The organism is Sphingobacterium sp. ML3W (assembly GCF_029542085.1).
Lineage (GTDB): Bacteria > Bacteroidota > Bacteroidia > Sphingobacteriales > Sphingobacteriaceae > Sphingobacterium.
Window position 1 is genome coordinate 3,958,707 of the sequence record NZ_CP107036.1, and the last position, 17,565, is coordinate 3,976,271.

12 protein-coding genes are annotated in these 17,565 nt (G+C 42.9%); 5 read left to right on the forward strand and 7 right to left on the reverse strand.

What is annotated here, in order from left to right; translation table 11 throughout:
* The 3 genes from OGI71_RS16760 to OGI71_RS16770 all read left to right on the forward strand — a co-directional run bounded on the left by OGI71_RS16760 (position 1) and on the right by OGI71_RS16770 (position 4,577).
* Positions 1-1,923 carry a heparinase II/III family protein gene (locus tag OGI71_RS16760; RefSeq protein WP_282250420.1) on the forward strand — a complete coding sequence of 641 codons (1,923 nt, stop codon included), beginning with the start codon at positions 1-3 and terminating at the stop codon, positions 1,921-1,923.
* Complete coding sequence (locus tag OGI71_RS16765) at positions 1,920-3,182, forward strand: DUF2264 domain-containing protein (protein WP_282250421.1); 1,263 nt, start codon at positions 1,920-1,922, stop codon at positions 3,180-3,182. The genes OGI71_RS16760 and OGI71_RS16765 overlap by 4 nt, the downstream gene beginning before the upstream one ends.
* A gap of 138 nt (positions 3,183-3,320) precedes the next feature.
* On the forward strand, positions 3,321-4,577 hold the full coding sequence (locus OGI71_RS16770) for a glycoside hydrolase family 88 protein (protein WP_223583804.1): 1,257 nt from the start codon (positions 3,321-3,323) through the stop codon (positions 4,575-4,577).
* A 151-nt stretch (positions 4,578-4,728) separates the two neighbouring features.
* On the opposite strand, the gene OGI71_RS16775 is transcribed toward OGI71_RS16770, so the two are convergent.
* Both OGI71_RS16775 and OGI71_RS16780 read right to left on the reverse strand, forming a co-directional pair.
* Positions 4,729-6,828, reverse strand: coding sequence for a polysaccharide lyase 8 family protein (locus OGI71_RS16775; protein ID WP_282250422.1), 2,100 nt, complete (start codon positions 6,826-6,828; stop codon positions 4,729-4,731).
* 22 nt (positions 6,829-6,850) lie between these two features.
* Entirely contained in the window at positions 6,851-8,260 is a 1,410-nt protein-coding gene (locus OGI71_RS16780) for a sulfatase-like hydrolase/transferase (RefSeq protein WP_282250423.1), read from the reverse strand.
* Between the two features lie 122 nt (positions 8,261-8,382).
* Between OGI71_RS16780 and OGI71_RS16785 the strand changes: the two genes are divergently transcribed.
* Positions 8,383-8,994 carry a hypothetical protein gene (locus tag OGI71_RS16785; protein ID WP_282250424.1) on the forward strand — a complete coding sequence of 204 codons (612 nt, stop codon included), beginning with the start codon at positions 8,383-8,385 and terminating at the stop codon, positions 8,992-8,994.
* Positions 8,995-9,045: 51 nt separating this feature from the next.
* Positions 9,046-10,131 carry a Gfo/Idh/MocA family oxidoreductase gene (locus OGI71_RS16790; protein WP_282250425.1) on the forward strand — a complete coding sequence of 362 codons (1,086 nt, stop codon included), beginning with the start codon at positions 9,046-9,048 and terminating at the stop codon, positions 10,129-10,131.
* 124 nt (positions 10,132-10,255) lie between these two features.
* Here the strand turns inward: OGI71_RS16790 and OGI71_RS16795 are convergent, their stop codons facing one another.
* The 5 genes from OGI71_RS16795 to OGI71_RS16815 all read right to left on the reverse strand — a co-directional run bounded on the left by OGI71_RS16795 (position 10,256) and on the right by OGI71_RS16815 (position 17,556).
* Positions 10,256-11,500: a YdcF family protein gene (locus OGI71_RS16795; RefSeq protein ID WP_282250426.1), complete on the reverse strand. Its 1,245-nt coding sequence runs from the start codon at positions 11,498-11,500 to the stop codon at positions 10,256-10,258.
* An 11-nt stretch (positions 11,501-11,511) separates the two neighbouring features.
* A complete protein-coding gene (locus tag OGI71_RS16800) occupies positions 11,512-13,032 on the reverse strand; it encodes a RagB/SusD family nutrient uptake outer membrane protein (protein ID WP_282250427.1) in 1,521 nt (506 codons plus the stop codon).
* A 75-nt stretch (positions 13,033-13,107) separates the two neighbouring features.
* Positions 13,108-16,359, reverse strand: coding sequence for a TonB-dependent receptor (locus OGI71_RS16805; protein ID WP_282250428.1), 3,252 nt, complete (start codon positions 16,357-16,359; stop codon positions 13,108-13,110).
* A gap of 138 nt (positions 16,360-16,497) precedes the next feature.
* Positions 16,498-16,815 carry a hypothetical protein gene (locus OGI71_RS16810; RefSeq protein ID WP_282250429.1) on the reverse strand — a complete coding sequence of 106 codons (318 nt, stop codon included), beginning with the start codon at positions 16,813-16,815 and terminating at the stop codon, positions 16,498-16,500.
* A 69-nt stretch (positions 16,816-16,884) separates the two neighbouring features.
* Positions 16,885-17,556 carry a hypothetical protein gene (locus OGI71_RS16815; protein WP_282250430.1) on the reverse strand — a complete coding sequence of 224 codons (672 nt, stop codon included), beginning with the start codon at positions 17,554-17,556 and terminating at the stop codon, positions 16,885-16,887.
* Between the last annotated feature and the right edge of the window lie 9 nt (positions 17,557-17,565).

The following is a 17,565-nucleotide window of genomic DNA, read 5'->3' on the forward strand; positions in this document are numbered from 1 at the left end:
ATGAGAATATATCTAATCCTATTCTTCTTTCTCAGTAGTCTCTCTTTTCAGAGGCTACTGGGAAAAGAATTAAAGCTACTCACAGGCACTTTTAAACAGGAAGATCTCAAGATCAACCTGAGCCGGGATAAGTCCTGGATTCCCTATCCAAGTTATTCCGATCGTAAGGCATGGGATCAGCTGATAGCACCCTTCCGGGAGCAGGTTGTTGCGAAAGGCGACAAAGCACTCGACTATCAATGGCAGGTGGTCAAGGCAACAGATTATCTGGAATATGAACGCTCAGGCAACCGCGGCATGATGGAAAAGCCGATGAACGAAAACTGTACCGCGCTTACAAACTTGCTATTAGCTGAGCTAGCTGAGGGGAAAGGACGTTATATCGATCAGATTTTAAACGGTACCTGGCACATGACCGAGATGTCTACCTGGTCATTATCGGCACACCTACCAGCTTTCCAATCCAGCAAAAGATCCCTACCACAAGAACGGACACATGTCATTGACCTCATGGCCGGCGATGTAGGATCCTTACTTTCGTGGATACATTATTTCTTTCGGGACACCTTCAATACTATCAATCCGGAAATTAGTCTACGCTTAAAACAGCACATCCAACAACGCATTATACAGCCTTATCTGGACCGCAATGATATGTGGTGGCAGGGCTTTGAACTCAAAGGAAACCAATTGGTCAACAACTGGAATCCCTGGTGCAATTTTAATGTGCTCACCTGCCTGCTGCTGATAGAAGACAATCCGGATGTTCAACTGACTGGCATCTATAAAACAATGACTTCGGTCGATCGCTTTATAGATTATATCAAAAAAGATGGTGCCTGTGAGGAAGGTCCATCCTATTGGGGGCACGCCGCCGGTAAATTGTACGATTACCTCAAGATCCTTTCCCTGGCAACACAAAACAAGGTCAGTATCTTCGACAAGCCGCTTATCCGTGATATGGGTGAATACATCGCACAATCGTATATCGGTGGTGACAGATGGGTGGTCAATTTTGCCGATGCCTCAGCCAAAGGCGGTGGAGATCCTCTTCTCATCTATCGTTATGGGCAAGATGTACATAGTACTGAAATGATGCAATTTGCGCGATACATGACAGATCTTGGTGGTAAAGGTGCGGACTTTAGACCCTCACGGGATATCTTCCGTGCATTTGAAGATCTACGCTGTTTTCCGCAGCTTAAGCACACACAGGCAGCACTTCCACAAAATGCATTTAAGTGGTATCCGGAAACGCAGTTTCTCTATCTGAAAAAGGAAGGTTTTTTCTTCGCCGCCAAAGGTGGTTTTAATAATGAGAGCCACAACCATAACGATGTCGGGAGCTTTATTCTATACCAGGATCAGCAACCCCTTTTTATTGATGCGGGTGTAGGAACTTACACGAAGAAAACATTTAGTGACGATCGCTATAGTATCTGGACCATGCAGGGTGCCTACCACAACCTTCCACAGATCAATGGTACTGATCAGGCGTTCGGCAAAGAGTACAAGGCCGAAAATGTGGTATTCCTACATGAACAAAATAAATTCCAGCTCGATATCGGGAAAGCCTATCCAAGAACAGCCAATATCGAACATTGGAATAGAAGTTACCGCCTTGCAGCTGACGGTCTGACCATAGCGGACGAGTTTAAGATCAGCAATCCAACACAGGCAAATATAATCCACTTTTTGGTTGCAAAAGAGCCAAAGATTACAAAGGGAGTAATAACCTTAGGTGATGGTCTGGCAGTGCTTCATTTTAACGATGGACAGTTTGTTGCTTCCTACGAATCTATTCCGCAGGACGACCCACGTCTGAGCCAGGTATGGGGTGAGCGGCTTTACCGCATCAGCCTCAAGGCCAAAAGCATTAAATCGACAGGAAAATATAATTTTATCATTAAAAAAGCCAAATGAAAAGAAGAAATTGGATTCAAGCCGTAACATTAACTACTGCAGGAGCACTAATGAACAGCTCCCTGCTTGGTCGTAGTCAATCCATTGGCTCAACGGCGCAACCTTCTACTGACGATCGTGCGTATTGGGTGTCTATTTTAACAAAAATGGCCAGCCCTATTCTCGATCGTATCAGCAAAGAGCGTTTTCGCGCGGAGATGCCAATTGTTAAAAGTGAAACTTATGACTATATAGATCCCAGTGTGGGTTATTTGGAAGCCTTTGGCCGATTATTGTCCGGTATGGCTCCATGGTTGGCCCTGCCAGACGATAAAACCGCAGAAGGGAAGATACGCACTCAATTTAAACAACAAGCCTTACTGGGCATACAACATGGTGTAAATCCTGCTTCGGCAGATTATTTCTCCTGGCGTAGCAAATCCAAGCAACCTCTGGTTGATGCAGCACATTTAGCGCAGGCATTTATGCGTGCCCCAAAAGCATTATGGGATCCGCTGCCGCAAGCAACAAAGCAACAGGTCATTACCGAATTCAAACACTTACGCTGGATCAAACCCAACGAAAGCAACTGGCTTTTGTTTGCCGCGATGACCGAAACTTTTCTCTACAGTATCGGTGAAGACTGTGCCCGTGATAAAATAGACTATGCGGTAAACAAATTTGATCAGGAATGGTACGTCGGCGACGGATGGTATAGTGATGGTGCGCGATTTAGCTTTGATCATTACAATGGTTATGTCATCCATTGCATGCAAGTGGAGACCTTAAGAAATAATCTTAGTGCTGATGCGAAGTACCAACCCATGTATGACCGCGCTTACAAACGTATGCAACGTTATGCACATCATCTGGAGCGCATGATTTCACCTGAAGGCACCTACCCTGTTGTTGGGCGGAGTGCAACGTATAGAAATGCAGCCTTTCAACCGCTCGCTGCAGTCGCACTCGATGGAAAGCTCCCCACGGATCTCTCCAATGGGCAAGTACGCGCGGCATTGACAGCAGTCCTCAAGCACATCTATGCTGATCGCATTTTTCATGAGGATGGTTGGATGGCCCTCGGATTTCTCAATGCCGATCAGGGAAATATAGCAGACAGTTATACCAACTCGGGTTCGCTCTATACTGCTTCCCTCTCATTTCTACCCTTAGGGCTTCCGCCAACGCATGCTTTTTGGTCTGACGCTGCTGCGCAATGGAGCTCACAAAAAGCTTTTGCAGGTTTACCCTTTCCAAAAGATTATTACGTAACTTACTAGGAATATACGCTGTTATGAAACTATCGAAAGTAACATGAGCCGAGTAAACCGAAGGCAGCGTGAAACAAGTGAACCAAACGAAGAGAGTTCATGAATACCCTAATCATAAAATAATAGATGAACAAATAATTTATGCAGATGAAAAAAAGAAAAACCAGTTTAAAAACAATCCTTCTTATCGCTTCTGGGCTTTTTGCGCTCAGCTTTATCGACCAAAAGCCAAACTTCATCGATGCTAGCTTCAACGCTGCAGAGAAACAATATCAATTTTTGGCCAAAGAAGCTGACAAAGACCATAAGTTCCCACGTACATTGACTCCTTCCGGACAATTGCGCGGAACCGATGAATGGGATTGGACAGGAGGTTTTTTCCCTGGCTCACTATGGTATATCTACAACCACACACACAATAAAGAAACGGAGAAAGAAGCGATAAAATGGACCGAAGCACTCGAAAAAGCGAAGGACTTGGACCAACATCACGATATTGGTTTTGTCATGTATTGTTCCTATGGCACGGCAATTAAATACCTCAAGGATCAGAAAAAAATTGCCGATTATAAAGCCATCCTTGTCCATTCAGCCAATACCGCATTAAAGCGCTTTAACCCACAGGTCGGTGTCATCAAGTCATGGAATGAGAAAAAGTCATGGGATGGCAAAACACTTTGGAAATACCCGGTCATCATTGACAATATGATGAACCTAGAAATGCTGTGTTACGTTTCGGATCTGACAGGTGATCCTAAATATAAAGATGTGGCCATCAGTCATGCAACACAAACCATGAAAAACCATTTCCGCACAGACTATAGCACCTACCATGTTGTAGACTATGATGCCAGCGGAAAAGCAATCCATCAACAGACAAATCAGGGGTATGCCGATAATTCAACCTGGGCACGTGGACAGGCATGGGCTATCTACGGATTTACCATGATGTATCGGGAGACAAAAAAACCAGAGTTTCTCAAAACAGCACAGGCAGCAGCTAAATTTTACATGACCCACAAAAATCTTCCAAAAGATAAAATCCCTTACTGGGATTTCAATGCTGGACAACAGGGATATAAATCAGATGCGGATTTTTCAACGTTAAAGCTCAATTACGTCCCTCGTGATGCCTCAGCAGCAGCCATTGTCGCTTCGGCACTCGTTGAACTATCTACCTTAACTTCTGGAGCAGAAAGTAAATCCTATTTAGCTTTTGCCAAGGAAAGTCTACAGACACTATCAGGAGCAGGTTATTTTGCCAAATACGCAAGCAACGGAGGTTTCTTGCTCAAACATAGTGTTGGCAGTCTGCCCCATCACTCCGAAATTGATGTCCCTTTGACCTATGCAGATTATTATTATCTCGAAGGTCTAACTCGATTGGAACAACTCAAAAAATAATAAAAATAGGCTGTATCAAAAGCTGATTTTGGGCAAGCAACGCCAATTAATATTTTGAAACCTCAGTTTCACGAATGAACAAGGTCCAAGTTCTGTGGAGAACTTGGACCTTACTTTTTAATATTCACGGCAATTCGAAAGAATTAAATCTTTATTTGTTACCCGTCGGGATTGTTTCTGATGAGGTACTACCCGCGTACTCAGCCTGCGGCAGCTTTATCTCAACAGTCTGATTTACTTTTGCACGTTTATTGATGAGATGAATACGTACGGCTTTTCCCTGTTGCAGTGGATCTGCCACATCCAGCTTGAAGACGCTATTTCCCTTTGTGATTTGCAGAATAACAGGCTTATCCACCTGAATAGACCAAGCTCCAATTTGATAGGTACCAGACTCATAAAACACGGCCTGAATAGCGGCCAGACCCAGATGTTCTACAGCTTGAATCGCAGGCGTATTGTGCCAAATTTTTAGCTGCTGCATAGCCCGCTTATCGATCTGATCCACACCAGGTACCGCGATATAAGCATAACTTCCATTTATAGGTTTCGCTGCGTGCTCAACCGATAACTTAAATACCTTACCATGTACAGCATCTTTTGATCGGGAACGATTGATGCGGTACCAAGAGCCCGATTGTTCCTTTGCCGTCAGAGCGATTTTCATCGCTTCTGGAAAGTAATAGCCGACCTGATTGTGCATGACATATTCACCTTGTTTGACATTTCGAACCAGTGAATCGGTTGACATCTGCTCTTTTCCATTCCATACGACAGGGCCATTCAACCAAGTTTGATTCAGTGTTGTTACGACCGGCTCCGCAGCACTACAGTTAATTCCGCTGCCCAGACAAACAATCTCCTTATCAAAAAAGAACCATGCTTTTTGTGCAGCCAGTCCATCGTATTGAACAGACATGGCCGATGCGCCGATTGTACCATTGCTGACCCCACCAGAGAAACTATTGGCAGCCAATACACCCCACTGTTCTTTCAGTTCCTGATCACCCTGATAATCTCGGGTTGTTGTCCCCGGAATTTTGTCCCATTCCCATACTGGCATGATATTATAGTATTCTGGACCAAATACCTGAATATTGGTTACACCATCTGTCATATTTTTACCAAGCATATTTTCACCGTTTCCTGACTCCGATTTGTTGGTTCGCTTGCTTGCCAGACGCAGGTTGAAATGAAACTGTTTTCTGAGGTGTGTTGTGTAGTCTCCTTTCCAATAATGTCGATGGAGAGATTGATCTTCTGCATTAAAAGCCTGTATACTATCTAATTTTGCCAATCCTTTCTTCCAGATCTCATTTTTAGCTGGATCAATCAATTGCATCTGCTGCAATATGGCGACTTCCTGATCTTTGCGCAATATATCTGGTCGTGATATCCCGCGCCCATGCACATTAAAATCAATATAACGTGAGCGTATGATCGGCAGGTAGGTTTCCAAAAGAAATTTTTCGAAGAGGGCCAATTTCTCCTTATTAACCGCATAAGGTGTCTCGCGGACATAGGCCATTACCTTAGAAATCCCCTTTAAAAACTCTTCACCATAGCCTGCAATATACAATTGTGGTCCATGTTGTAAGTAAGAGAAATCATATTGTAAGCCCTCTTTCCCATCCACCAACTGGATGGGAAAAAGCAGTTGTTCCATAGCAGCAGCCAGTAGACCGGTATCTTCGAGGATTAGTGCACGATAGAAATAATGCATGGCAATATCACTTTTGTTCGCGCCCGTTTTCTTATAGGGATCCCCTCTCTCCATCAACTTGACCAGTGCTGTTTCCACTGTAGCTGGGATTTTCTCCTGACCGAATTTCATCAGGATCAGACAGACACCTATTGCTTTAGGAGAAGCGATTTCATTGTGCCACCAGTTCGTTGATTCAAATCGGTTATTTGCCCAGTACTGTGCTGCCCGTACAATCTTGTCATAAAGCGACTTTTGCTGATAAGATTTACTCTTGGGAGATACATAAGCTACGATCAAAGCTCTCAAGCGATCCAAGTGTTCTCCTGGAGGCCAGAGTGAAATTGATTTACTCGTGTAATCTATATCAGACCAAGTACCAGCTTCAGTCAACTGATTGCTCCAGATTGTGGTTTTATCACCGTGAGCAGCCGAACTTTGCAATTCGTCCTCGTACACATGTTTTTTGATGCGATCAAATGTTTGCTTGTCCTGTGCCCTTGTCATGACCAGTCCAAATGATAATAAAAATATAAGTATAGCTTTCATTCTTTTTCCAATTATAATCCGATTAAGGGTATTTCTTTTCTGCTGCCCGTCCAATGACATCCATTCGATGTTTCATCATTTGGTTCTGATCATTATCCAAAACTCCACTCAACCATTTGGGAGCAGTCATCTTTTTTTCCCACTCAGCCAATTTATCCAACATTTTATTCACGTTATCGGGATATTTTTCGGCAAGATTATGTTGTTCTTTCAGATCGTTTTTCAAGTTAAATAACAATATCGGATCATCCTTGACGACAATCAGTTTCCATTCGGCATGACGGACCGCTTTAGCGACTCCCCGTCGCCAAAACAAGTAGTCGTGTCCATTTTTCGCTGTCTTATAAGCCGACAGGAGGCTCAGTCCATCGATCTGCTGTCCGGGAATATTTTTCCCCTGTATGGCATCTATACTGGTTGGCAAAATGTCCATACCCGACACCATCGCATCGACTACTTTTCCCTGCGGTAGTCGTGCCGGCCATTGTATAATCATGGGCACGCGTATACCGCCTTCCCATTTCGACCCTTTTAAACCGCGTAGCTGTCCATTATCCGCGCCATTATTTGTAGCCGCACCATTATCATTCATAAAGATAATCAGGGTATTTTCATAAAGTCCATCGCTTTTCAGCTGGTCTATCAAACGGCCAATATTGCTGTCCATATTCTCCAGCATTGCCAAATAAGCGCGGCGCAAAGGATCTGCAACATGACTATATTTACTATTCTGCGTCAGTGGAGCTTCCACAGGAGTATGTATCGCATTAAAAGCCAAATACATAAAAAAAGGTTGCTGGCGATAACGATGAACATAGGAGATTGCCTTGTCGGTCAATGTTTCTGTCAGATAGCGAATAGAATCTTCGGGGACAATACGACTATCATCGACCAGCATCTGCGTAGGTTTTACCTTTCCAGGGATTGGAAAATAAGAACGATCGCCGCCAATAAAACCATAGAAATGATCAAAACCACGCTTAAGTGGATGAAATTGGGGGCCGTCCCCCTGATGCCACTTGCCGATACCTACGGTTTTATACCCATTGTATTTCATAAAATCAGCTATCGTTGCCACCGATGTATCCATCCCAATATCTTCTGGTGTCGTTCCTGCCGTCGGCCGTTTGGAAATATTGTGTTCGAACCCAAAGCGTTGTTGGTACCGCCCCGTCAGCAGACCGGCACGTGAGGGTGCGCAAACCGATGCAGATGCATAAGCACACTGAAAAAGAATCCCATGTTTAGCCAGCTCATCGATATGCGGTGTATGCACCACCTTACCACCATAGCAACCAAAATCATCATAACCGCCATCGTCGCTCAAAATCACAATGACATTGGGCCGCTGCTGTGCAAAAACAGAAATTTCAACTAGAGAAAGTACACTCAACACCGCAAGTATACGATAGAACGTTTTCCGGTAGATCATCGCATTAGATTTATCCCTAAATGTAACCTTAAATGTATTGGATTTTTTGTAAAAAATCGAAAACGATTTCGTTAAGTCAATTTTTTTTAGTCCTTTAGATAAGTAAATCTAATGTGAAGCAGATGGAAACAAATGGCAGAAATCAACTCGCAGTTATTGCTAAAGTTTTGGTCGGAAATCTTCAGGAGCAGGCTTTAACAAAACCCCTGACAAGCCTACGCGAAAGTAGTCGGGAGTCCATCCTGCCAGACCTTTTTCAGTTTGTGGACAAATGGTCAAAAGCACCATTTCCAATTGTGGTAGCGGAGCTCTGGGCAGACTTTACGAAGCTCATTTCTCTTCATCCCGAATTGGGTTTTGTGGTTATTGAAGGCGAATGTATTGCGGATATTCCGAGTTTTTACGCCGAAATCAATCGGGTCTATATGGCCGATGAGAATTGGCAAATTGGGAGTCTGGATGGATTTGATGATCTGCTTTATGGTGGCTTTGGAAAAGTTCAGAACGCAAAAAAACATACAATCATTTGGAAAGACATCGATCACAGCCGTGCGGCATTAGGAGTGACAACCACCCTCGCCTACTATCAGGAAAAACTCGCTGCCAATTCACCTTTCAATCAGACTTATTTCCAACAGAAATTAAGTGATTTACAGGCCGGAAAAGGACAGACCTATTTTGATATCGTAGCGGAAATAATACAATCGCATCCAAAGGTTGACTGGATTTACTAAAGGATTTAAAGATTTCAAAATGTTATCTTTATTGAATCTAAACAGAATACCATGAAACATATAGTAAAGATATTTTTTTTGTTGACGATGCTATTTCAGCATATTGCTTATGCGGACAGTCCACTGAAAGTCGCTGTTGCGGGGCTCAATCACGACCATGTATATCTCCTGCTGAATTTATACAAAGAGAAGAAGGTCGAGATCATTGGAATAGCAGAGTCCAATAGTATCCTCGCGGACAGGATTCAGACACAATACAATCTTCCGAAATCCGTTTTTTACCCAGATCTCTCTTCATTATTAAAAAGAGTAAAACCTGATGTGGTTCTTGCTTACAACCCCACCAATGAGCATATCAATGTAGCGGAAATCTGTCTGCCTCTCAAAATACCGGTCATGGTGGAGAAGCCAATGGCGACCACATTGGCTGATGCCAAACGTATCGCCACACTCTCCAGGGAAAACAAAACACTTTTTTTGGTCAATTATGAAACGACCTGGTATAAAAGCAACCAACAGCTCAAGCAATTATTGGAGCAAAATGCCGTGGGCCGTGTGACACGGATGATTGTAAAGGATGGGCATGAAGGGCCCAAAGAGATCGGCTGCAGCAGCTATTTTCTCGATTGGCTAACGGAGCCGCAAAAAAATGGTGGTGGTGCATTAATGGATTTCGGCTGTTATGGGGCCAATCTCATGACATGGATCAAGAATGGCGAACGGCCTATTTCTGTCAGTGCTATTACACATCGACTGAAACCCGAGATCTATCCCAAAGTCGAAGATGATGCGACCATTATCTTAAAGTACCGCGATGGCAGTACTGGTATCATCCAGGCATCTTGGGCATGGCCTTACAGTGTAAAAGATCTTCAGGTATTTGGGACAAAGGCCCAACTCTATGCACAAAATGATAAAAGACTGGTGAAATATACACAGCATAATGAGGAGCCGACAGTTATTCCAACGGATCAGCCTTATTTTGAAAACCATATCCAATATTTGGAACATGTTTTAAACCGAAAGCAGCTAGCTGAAGGCGATCTAGGTTCCATCAGTAATAATGTGACGGTAGTTGAGATATTGGAGGCTGCGAAGCGTTCTGCGAAAGAAGGAAAGACGGTAACATTAAATTGATCTTTAATAGAAAAAGGTATATAAATAAGTAATCCACACACCTTTTTCTATATTTACCAACATCGTTGACAAAGACATGTTGGATTTGTTTTTTCTCGTTCAATCTGAGTTCTGAGGTGAACCGTTAGGGATCCAGCGGCTCATCCGGATCAATTGTGAATGCTTCTTCTTTCGCCTGAAATTCGATGATAACATCCGAAATTCGTTTTCCAAGGCTGTAGGGTACATAACCCAATTCGCGGATACAACGGTCGGCCATTTTTTCCACTGCATCGATATGTGCCTTACTGCTGTTGACGATAGCAAATTTATCTTTAGGAAATCCATAGTTCAATAGTATACGGGCAGTATTGCGCAGATTTGTAGTTGTATGGCGGGCATGCGGATCGATCAGGATCGCTTGTTCCGGAACTCCCATGACATTGATCAGGTATTTTTTCATCTCGATTGCCTCGATATAAGCCGTTTTATAGGGGTGTACCTTTCCGCCGGAAAGTACAATAAAAGGGGCCAATTTTTCAAAATAACTACGGGCAGCCATGCGTGCTCGCAACATTCCGCCGGGACTGATCGGCTGTCCATAGTTTTCGGGGCCTGCGCCCAGCGTCAGCAACAGGCTGTAAGGGTAAGCGGAAAAATCCGTTTTTTTCACTTGTTCAAACGCCTTTTTATTTTCCTGTGCTATCAGTGGCTCCAATTGCGCGGCATCCCAACGTTCATTGATCTCAAGCAGCCTTACTGCTGTCATCATGGTCATAAAAAGCGCCTCCTTACCAGTCGGAATATCTTTTAGCACATCCTGACGTATATCATCCAAAAGCTGAAGGTAAGCCTTACGATTCACATCAAAAGAAATTGAATCAATCTTGGGATAGTTGGGCTTCTTGCCACCGCCATAGACATCAACAACATAGTTCATGGCACCAAAGTCCTGTAACAGCGCTTTCTTAAGATACATTTTTGCAGTCTCATCCCTTGGTATACCATAAGTCTTTGATGGCATCAAAGCTGATTCAACCAGTTCCTCCAATTTCCTGTTGCCCTTGATCTGACTGGAAATTTGTTCAGCCATGAGTTCGATCTCAGAATTTTTCCATTTAAAAGCTTCCAGAAAACAGCTGAGATCCGCGCAATGATCACTTCGCTTAAAACGGTCAAACCGCTGGTTCAACAATGCTGAAACAGCTGGAGACGCACAAAGCTGCTGTGTTAAGGCAGAATCCTTTAACAACAGATAGCTTGCATAATAATTCTTGCGGATTACCCAGTCCTGCGGACCGGCAGGATTGGGTTTGAGCTGACCTTTGGAAATATGCATTCCGCATATTCCCAAAGTCAACAAAATGATCTTTTTAATGATACCTGTCATATCCGATTCTATTAATAACCCGGATTTTGATACATACGCTGTGGATCCAATTTATATTCATCGAAAGGAATTGGATAGTACCGATCCTTTGTGGATATATTGGAGATTTTAGCATTTCCATAATCCGCCTGGTTTTTAGTTTTAAAGTACGTCACCAATTCCTGCGGATTATAGTTCCGGATTAAGTCAAACCAACGTTGATTTTCGAAAGCCAGCTCCACACGGCGCTCGTGCAAGATCGCCTCCTTTAATGTCGGGTATTTTGTACGGTAGTCATTGTTTAACATTGAGGCTGCATAAGAAGACAGGCCAGCACGTTCGCGCACCTGATCCAATAGCGCAATAGCCTCAGCTTCTTTACCCAGATGGTATTTTGTTTCAGCCAATAATAACATCACATCAGCATAACGGATCAAAATCCAGTCATTTCCGCCCCAGCCTGCACTGCCTGCTTTCACGCTATTATCCCTAAATTTAGTCACAAACCAATCGTTGACTTGAGGGTCTTTTGCAAATTTGACGGAGAAATCCTTTCTTAAGTCACCTTCTTCATAGTCTTTGATTAGGTCCAATTTAACAACCTCGCCCCCCCCAGTTGCTTTGTTTTGCGAATTAATAAATTCACCTTTTGCCTGATAATTCCTTGCAATACTCGAACTGTAGTTCTGATCCCCCTGTAGGTACTGAATTTGAAAAACCAATTCTTTACATTGCATTTTCATCCCGACATCAAATACTTGGGTATATGGTATTTCTTTCAATTGACCGAAAGTCCGCATGCCATAGGATGCGCTAAGATATTGCTCAGCCTTTGCAAAGTTTTCAGCACTTCCTGAAGCCTGAGTAGCACCCAAAGTCAAATATACCTGCCCTAAAATAGCATTCACTGCAGCTTTCGATGTCCGCCCCACGGCATATTCCGCCTGTGTATTCGGCAAATCACTGGAAAGGGCGTCGGTAAGATCCTGAATGATCTGCTGATAAATGACCGATTCCTTTTGACGAAATGCGAGTTCATTTGCCTGTTCCTTGCTGGTTACCTGAACGGTTGACATGGGAATATCGCCGAATTTACGTACCATATGGAAAAGCAGTAATGCACGTACAAATTTTGTTTCGGCCATATACCGCTGTTTCAGCGCTTCGCTTGAGAAAGAGACTTCATCGATATGTGTGAGGATTACATTGCAACGACTAATGCCTGCAAACATTGCCGCCCAGTGTGTTTTTAAATAGGTATTGCTTGGCAGCAGTGAAAAGTCATTGAACTGAAAGGGCTCCCCTGCATTGGACTGATTATCATTACGTCCGGTATTATCGGATCGTTCTTCGTTGTATAGTGTACTGCCCTCGCCTATTGTACTCCCTGAGCGTAGGGTTTGATATAAGCCATTGACAGCTAAAAGCACGTCATTCTCCGACTTAAAATAGTCTTCGATCTGGATGGCGTTTGGATCTTTTTGATTTAAGAAATCTTTGCTACATGAAGACAGGGCAAAAAGCACTAGCGGTAATAAATATCTTTTTTTCATTGAAGTATTTTTTAGTAGTGTAGCCGTTCGATATTTTGCGATTGAAAAATCATAACAGCGTTATAAATATGAATATTAGAAAGTTACTTTTACACCGAGATTATAGGATCTGACCAGTGGGTACAGTCCATAATCGACACCCGGAGTCAGGTTTCCCCGTTGGTTATAATCCGGTTCGGGATTATAGCCTTTGTATTTGGAGATCGTAAAAGGATTGTCCACCGTTGCATACACCCGTATTCCGGATAAACTCAATTTTTCAGCGATGTTTTTTGGCATATTATACCCCAGGGCAATATTGGTCATACGTAAAAAGGAACCATCCTGTAGGTAGAAATCTGACAGACGCGTACTGTTACTTTGTGTACCACCGCGGGAAGCACGGTATACCTTGCCGTTACCTGGGTTTTGTGCCGATCGGTAACGTTGTGCAACATCTGCATACTGGTTGCCAGACCCCTCCATGTTATAGAGGTAGTAATCATAGCCATCCAGTACTTTATTGCCTTGTGATCCATTGAAAGATGCACGTAAATCAAATTCTCTGTAGCGCATACTCAACGCAAAGCCATAGGTAAAATTCGGATGGGGATTACCGATCACCCGTTTGTCTGCATCATTAACAATACCGTTTCCATCGACGTCCTCAAAATAAAGGTCACCGGGTTGCAGCGGCGTAGATGAAGCTGCTGATGGCGCTACTGTTTTATAATTGTCCTCCGTTGCCACGCCAAGAACTTTAAAGCCATAGAACATACCGATTGGGCTTCCTTCCTGTGTGATATGGGTCAGATAGGAACGTTCGGCACCATTGGTTAAGATCGTTGACGATCCACCCAAATCCAAGACTTTATTGCGGTTGACGTTAATATTTCCACTGATGCCCAATTCAAATTCACTTTTACGGATCAATGTCGCGTCCACCTGTAAGTCAACGCCTTTGTTTTGCACTTTGGAATTTGGCAAATTGGTCAATATTGTCGTTGATCCGGATACCGCAGAAATGGGTTGATCGAATAACAAATTAAACGAACGGCTCAAATAGAAATTAGCCATTACATTCAAACGCCCTTTCAGGAGTCCAAGATCCAACCCTGCATTATATTGAGAAGTCGTTTCCCAGCTCAAATTAGGATCATATAGATCACCGGCAGTATATGCCGTACTCACTTTATCACCTAAGATCACACCTGCTGGGGAATTAAACACAGATACAGAGCGATATTCTCGGATATTATTGTTGCCGCTACGCCCCCAGCTTGCCCGCAATTTCAGCGTAGACTGCTGTCCTAACCAATCTGTATAAAAGTCCTCTTTGGAAATTGTCCAGCCTCCAGAAATGGAAGGGAAAGTTCCCCATTTATTATTTGGGCCGAAGCGCGAAGAACCATCGGTACGGATGGAAGCAGATAGGAAGTATTTCGAATCAAAACTATAGTTTACCCTGCTGAAATACGATTGAAGTGTTGTAATACGTTTGAAAGTATCATCCTTTAATAGTTGAAAATTGGAGGGGTCAGCACCTTTATCGGTGATTTCACCAATAGCATTGCTATTAAATCCATTGGCTCTTACACCTTGATAATCGAAATCTGTCCGTTGTGCAGAGTAACCTAACAATGCAGAAATTTGGTGTTTCTCACCAAAAGTCTTGTTATAATTTAATGTCGTCTCAAGGAGCTTATCCACCTCATTTTTGGTTTTGGCATCCGCATAGGCAGCTGTGATTGCTTGTGGAGAATAAGGTTTATTATTTCCGTCAGAAATACTTGTTGGGCGGAAATAATCGTATTTTTCATCATAGGTAGACAATCCACCATTTACTTTGAGATTTAATCCATCGATAATTGAAAAGTCTGCGAAGGCATTATAAAGCCCTTTTTTACCACGGCGGTTATTTTTGACCTGAGTCACATAAGCCAATGGATTTTCGGGATTCTGGATACCATAATTATTTGCAGAAAGCCCGGCCATCAGGTATTGTGCATAAGAACCATCTTCGTTATATACGGGCAATGTAGGGAGATAGATTAGCGCTGCCATCGAGGGACTGCGGTCGTAGCGACCAGTGGTCACTTCGTTGTTGTCGTTGTAAGTAAAGGAAACATTGGCCCCGACAGTGAGTCTTTTACTAACCTTACTGTCAATATTAGCTCGGAAGTTAAATACTTTTTGATCTGTACCCAACATGATACCTTGTTGGTTTTGATACGAGCCACTTAGAAAGTAGCGATTTTTTTCATTGCCGCCATAAGTGGAGAGATTATGGCGTTGGAAAGGCGCATTACGGTAAAGAGCATCTTGCCAATCGGTATCGTATTTGGATTGTTTAGCTGTACCTGTTGCAAAATCATAATATTCTTCAGGAATACTTACAGAACCGGCATTTCCGACATTGCCGATACGGGTTTTATTATCATCATAACGGCGGCTGTCATTCCAAGTAATTCCTTTGGCTGCCAATAGGTCTTTGTAGGAGTTGTTACGACCATCAATCAAAAGGTCGATAAACTGTTCGGCATTCAAAACATCAATTTTTTTGGAGAGCTGACCAAAGCCACCCAGCACTTCATAATCGACATTGTTTTTACCTTCTTTACCGCGTTTGGTGGTGATCAGCACAACGCCGCCAGCTGCCCGCGATCCATAGATGGCAGCGGATGCCGCATCCTTGAGGATATCAATGGATTCGATATCATTGGGATTAATATTTAAATTATTTCCAGCAGGATAGCCATCGATAACATAGAGTGGATCCGAACCTGCGTTGATAGATCCCATACCACGTACGCGGATCTTGGTCCCATCATAAGGGGCACCACTTGTTTGCATTACCTGTACGCCGGCTACTTTACCAACTAAAGCCTGGGATAGTTTTGGTGCACTGAGGTTTAGTTCTTCCGCTTTGACGCTAGCAATTGCACCGGTAACATCAGATTTTCGTATTTTCTGATAACCGATAGAAATCGTTACTTCTTCAAGCGTGTTTTCATTGGTCTGTAGGACAAAGAGCTGCCCATTGGATTGTGCAATAGGTTGGACAAGATTGCTAAATCCGACATAGGAGATACCAAGTCTATCACCGATCTCCGCATCGATCTGAAAATTTCCTTTTTCATCGGATTGAACAGACTTTTTACTTTTCAGATTTTGGATCGTCGCCCCCGAAACTGCGTTGCCCTGCGCATCGACCACACGGCCTCTAACAGGATTTTGTACCAGTAGAAATTGCGAATTGGTGAGTGTGAGAGGTCTGGCTTGAACAGCTGATGAGCTTGCTGCAATGGCACATAACAACCAAAAGACATTGTTGGCTTTAATTTTCATAAGTAGTGCATTTGATTTATGGGTACAAGGTTACAAATGCAATATGAAGGTAGTATCAATAAAAGGTTAATAGTTTTTAACTAAACCGAGTTAGCAAACAATATTGGCTTAACAAAAGGATAACAATAATGAAAGCACTTAGCTCCTCTTCTTAGCAAAGCGCGCGCGAAGCAACAACCGCAACAGCATATACACAACTACTGCAAAAAGGATATTACCGGTCAGTTTGAGTGGTTCAAAATTTTCGAAACTGGTATTTTCATCGCTTTCGACATTGTAGCCTGTCCCGCTTGAATAAAATTCCCAAGGAAATCCTATTGTTAATTTGCCATCCACAGGTAGATCATTCTGATAAGAAATGACAGTCAAAACGACAAAAATAAAAATCGTACCAGCCACCCCTTTTAGGATGGCTGGTAATATTAATCTTCTATTGCCAGGAATCATTGTATACATTGGGATAAATATAATGATTGTTTTTTTTACTAAACGCCAGCCATTTAATAAATACTGTTTGTGGCTAGCTTACTGAAAATCTGGCAATAAAAAAGAATAACTGTTTTCGATATTTCTAACAACGAGTTTGTTTTGTTGAATAAAGCTATACAGGACATTTTTGAGATGTCGAGGGAAAATCTGTAAATGAACAAGACCGGTACGCTCGACCTGCCGAAATATCTGCAACGCTGTGGCACCATTTTCAAAGTAATTATTCTCCAGTAATGCTTCCAGTTTTTGTCGGACATGGAGCATGGCATCCGATTCAAGTTGAAGATCTTTCTCAGCTTTCCATTCTTCAAATTGTAATTCTGGCGCAGGAAGCTTTTTTTTACCCGTTAAAAAGGTCCAAGGCACTTCAATGGAATAACTCCATTTCACCTCATCCTCTTCGATTTTAATACGTACCAGACGCTCTTGAGAAACTTCATATTCTTCTCGATGGAATTCCATCCCTTCGATCCATGAGCTTGCATATATCCGATCAAGAAGGGGCGATTCTTGTGTTAAAAAATTTCGGACCTGAAACATTTTCTCAAAATCGAGATAGGCATGATCGGGCTTGCCCAGTAAGAATGAAAGCTCTTCGGGTCGCCACTCTTTTTCTATCCGCCGCTTGAGATAGGTATACCAAAGTTGGAAATCATGTGAATACATCATTCCGGAGCAGGAAGTTTTTATTGTAGATTCGGTATTCATAAATTAAGT

Bases quoted from the DNA above. Each gene is read 5' to 3' on its own strand.
- OGI71_RS16810 (WP_282250429.1), bottom strand. From the start codon at position 16,815: ATGTATACAATGATTCCTGGCAATAGAAGATTAATATTACCAGCCATC.
- OGI71_RS16815 (WP_282250430.1), bottom strand. From the start codon at position 17,556: ATGAATACCGAATCTACAATAAAAACTTCCTGCTCCGGAATGATGTAT.
- OGI71_RS16785 (WP_282250424.1), top strand. From the start codon at position 8,383: ATGGAAACAAATGGCAGAAATCAACTCGCAGTTATTGCTAAAGTTTTG.
- OGI71_RS16805 (WP_282250428.1), bottom strand. From the start codon at position 16,359: ATGAAAATTAAAGCCAACAATGTCTTTTGGTTGTTATGTGCCATTGCA.
- OGI71_RS16795 (WP_282250426.1), bottom strand. From the start codon at position 11,500: ATGACAGGTATCATTAAAAAGATCATTTTGTTGACTTTGGGAATATGC.
- OGI71_RS16770 (WP_223583804.1), top strand. From the start codon at position 3,321: ATGAAAAAAAGAAAAACCAGTTTAAAAACAATCCTTCTTATCGCTTCT.
- OGI71_RS16760 (WP_282250420.1), top strand. From the start codon at position 1: ATGAGAATATATCTAATCCTATTCTTCTTTCTCAGTAGTCTCTCTTTT.
- OGI71_RS16780 (WP_282250423.1), bottom strand. From the start codon at position 8,260: ATGATCTACCGGAAAACGTTCTATCGTATACTTGCGGTGTTGAGTGTA.
- OGI71_RS16765 (WP_282250421.1), top strand. From the start codon at position 1,920: ATGAAAAGAAGAAATTGGATTCAAGCCGTAACATTAACTACTGCAGGA.
- OGI71_RS16775 (WP_282250422.1), bottom strand. From the start codon at position 6,828: ATGAAAGCTATACTTATATTTTTATTATCATTTGGACTGGTCATGACA.
- OGI71_RS16790 (WP_282250425.1), top strand. From the start codon at position 9,046: ATGAAACATATAGTAAAGATATTTTTTTTGTTGACGATGCTATTTCAG.
- OGI71_RS16800 (WP_282250427.1), bottom strand. From the start codon at position 13,032: ATGAAAAAAAGATATTTATTACCGCTAGTGCTTTTTGCCCTGTCTTCA.